This is a genomic window from Coprococcus sp. ART55/1, assembly GCF_000210595.1.
In the GTDB taxonomy this organism is placed as follows: Bacteria; Bacillota; Clostridia; order Lachnospirales; family Lachnospiraceae; genus Coprococcus; species Coprococcus aceti.
In genome coordinates this window covers 237,485-240,577 of sequence record NC_021018.1, presented here as the reverse complement: position 1 = coordinate 240,577, position 3,093 = coordinate 237,485, and the positions used below count along the sequence as shown (strand labels likewise).

4 protein-coding genes are annotated in these 3,093 nt (G+C 42.0%); all 4 read left to right on the top strand.

The features are described from left to right. The coding region (locus CCU_RS01070; protein ID WP_208895884.1) for a glycoside hydrolase family 36 protein at window positions 1-994 on the top strand (994 nt) is incomplete at its 5' end. 180 nt (window positions 995-1,174) lie between these two features. Then, a complete protein-coding gene (locus tag CCU_RS01065) occupies window positions 1,175-2,515 on the top strand; it encodes an MATE family efflux transporter (RefSeq protein ID WP_015533242.1) in 1,341 nt (446 codons plus the stop codon). Next, window positions 2,512-2,661 (top strand): CPBP family glutamic-type intramembrane protease, encoded by a 150-nt coding sequence (locus tag CCU_RS14660; RefSeq protein WP_015533241.1) that lies wholly within the window; start codon window positions 2,512-2,514, stop codon window positions 2,659-2,661. The genes CCU_RS01065 and CCU_RS14660 overlap by 4 nt, the downstream gene beginning before the upstream one ends. A 247-nt stretch (window positions 2,662-2,908) precedes the next feature. After that, window positions 2,909-3,093: GHKL domain-containing protein (locus CCU_RS14885; protein ID WP_442852320.1), on the top strand; the 185-nt coding region annotated here is incomplete at its 3' end.

Below are 3,093 nucleotides of genomic sequence, written 5' to 3'. Positions count from 1 at the left end.
CTGGCTGGAACTTGAAGTGATGGGAATCAATTGTGAGAAAGCAAAGAATGCTCCGGATGACTGGTTCTTTATCCGTCATGGAAAGCGTGTATATGACCGTAGCAGATATCAGCTCGATTTTAGGAATCCGGAAGTCATCGAACATGTCAATGAAGTGATCGATCGGGTAGTCAAAGATTACGGAGTGGGATATATCAAGATGGATTATAACATTGAACCGGGCATAGGTACTGAACTTGGCGCGGAAAGTGTGGGGCAGGGACTGCTTGAACATGAAAAAGCATATCTAAACTGGCTTGATGATGTATTTGCACGTTATCCGGATCTGGTAATTGAAAACTGTTCCAGCGGAGGCCTTCGCATTGATTATGCGTTGCTCTCCAGATATAGTATCCAGTCTACATCGGATCAGGAAGATTACCGGAATTATGCGACGATAGCAGCAAATGCTGTGGCAGGAGTTACTCCGGAACAGGCGGCAGTCTGGTCGTATCCGATGCGCCAGGGAGACAAGGAAGAAGTAATTTATAATATGATAAATGCCATGCTGCTTCGTATTCATCAGAGTGGTCATCTGGCACAACTTCCGCCGGAACGTCTTGCATTAGTGAAAGAGGGAATTGCCTGTTATAAGACGATTCGTCAGGATATCAAATATGCGATACCTTATTGGCCGATTGATATTGCTGACAATGAGGATATGTGGGTATGCGGAGGCCTTCAGCTTGAAAACAAAGCATATCTTGCAGTATGGAAGCGGCAAATGGAAGGAAAAAATAATGACAGGTACATGAAAGCCGGCATAAACTGCACAGATGATAGTTTGTCCATACCATTGGACAGTATTCCTTTTATCAGAGACGATATGCAGGTATCCTGCATTTATCCTAAGAAGGAACCGGTTGATTTTGAATTCAAAGGAAATGTATTAACGGTGCATTTTAAAAAGCCTGTTATGGCAAGACTTTTTGAATTAAGAAAGGGTATTGTTTAATAAGGCGGAATCTGATTCATCGTTTTGAATTTTATAGATTCCACTTGTAGATGTTTGAAAATGTGATACTGGAAAATGAAACAATAGAGGACGCAGAATTTGTTGGCTGTGAATTTAAAAAATGGTATTTGTTGTAAATAAGGACAAGTGGATTAATATTCAATTTGGAGGAATAACATAATGTCAAAAGATGAGTATTTGATCACAGATGCACCGCTTAAAGCGCTGACAGTCTTTGCAATGCCTATGATCTTGGGCAGCTTTTTTCAACAAGTGTATAATATGGCTGATTCAATAATAGTTGGCCAGTATGTCGGATCATCTGCACTTGCGGCTGTTGGCGCATGTGCCGCTCTTACAAATGTATTCATTTGTGTGGCACTCGGTGCCGGCATAGGTGCGGGCGTGCTTGTGAGCCGCTATTTTGGAGCCAGGGATTATAGTAAAATGAAAACAATAGTATCAACATCGCTGATAAGTTTTATGGTTTTGAGTATACTTTTGGGTGTATGTGGTCTTATCTTTTCACGTTCGATGATGACGCTGCTTCAGACACCTGCTGACATACTGGATGAAGCGGTGCTGTATCTTCGTGTTTATTTTGCCGGATTTCCATTTTTGTTTATGTATAATATTCTTTCAACAATGTTCAATTCAATCGGTGAATCAAAGATACCGTTGGGTCTTTTGATATTTTCTTCTGTCTTGAATATTGTTATGGATCTTTGGATGGTGGCAGGCCTCGGCCTGGGCGTTTTCGGTGCAGCTCTTGCAACTCTTATTGCCCAGGGAATATCCGCAGTGTTTTCACTGCTGATTTTTCTTTGGCGTATGCGCCAATATAAAGGCCGTTTTGATTGGTTTGACAGGCACGAGTTACATTTCATGCTTAGAATTGCCGTACCATCGGTTCTTCAGCAGTCCACAGTGTCGATTGGTATGATGATCGTTCAGGCAGTTGTAAATCCATTCGGTACACAGGCACTTGCAGGTTACTCAGCAACGATGAGGGTAGAGAATGTTTTTTCACTGATATTTGTATCCATTGGAAATGCAGTTTCACCGTATGTTTCTCAGAATCTTGGCGCAAAAAAAATCAAACGTATCAAAAAAGGATATCGGGCTGCGTTGGTGTTGGATATGTGCTTTGCGATCATCGCATTTATAGTCATTGAAACACTGCATACTCAGATTTCATCCTTATTCCTTGGCAAAGATGGAACCGCTTTGGCATATCAGGTGTCTGGGGGCTATATGAGATGGATTGGCTACTTTTTCATCTTCATGGGAATCAAGATGGCAACCGACGGGGTCCTTCGAGGACTTGGGATCATGCGACCATTTCTCATTGCAAATATGGTCAACCTCGCGATTCGTCTGTCAGTTGCCCTGATTTGTGCGCCCCGTTTTGGTATCGAATTTGTCTGGCTTGCGGTGCCGGCGGGATGGCTTGCAAACTTCCTGATCTCTTATATGGCTCTCAGAAAGTCGTGGCCGGTTGATAAAGCAATTGGCGAATGATCGGTTTGGTGCAAAGGGATGTCTGTTTTGCAATAGTACCGGCAATCATTGAGGAATACATCTTCCGGGGTGTGATACTCGGCGCTTATCTGAAAGTGGAGATGATGGCGGCGGTTCTGAATAGCAGCCTACTACAAAGCATTTGATTTAAGATGGTATGGGTGATATAATCTGAAATGTAAATATTTTGCTTAACTATAGGGGTTGATGGAAATGCGATTGATTTATTATTCTTGGATATTGATTTGATTACGACCAGCGGCGTAGATATAGGACAGTATATTCGGCATAGACTGAATAATTACAGCATGGAGATTGTGTTTATGTGTCTTCTGAGAAGGATAATGCAGAGCCGGAATGAGCAGCAGATAGTGCCGAGTGTGGCTCTGATAATTGTGCCGATTATCAGTATATGGTCAACTGCGTAAATCAGGGAGACATTTTCTTACCACCAAAGATGATTCGTATAATCATGGCATGGGTTTACAGAGTGTACAGGATGTTGTGAATCAAAATAATGGTGAGATACAGTTTGAAGCCACTGAAAATACTTTCATAGTCAGAGTTATATTGTTCAA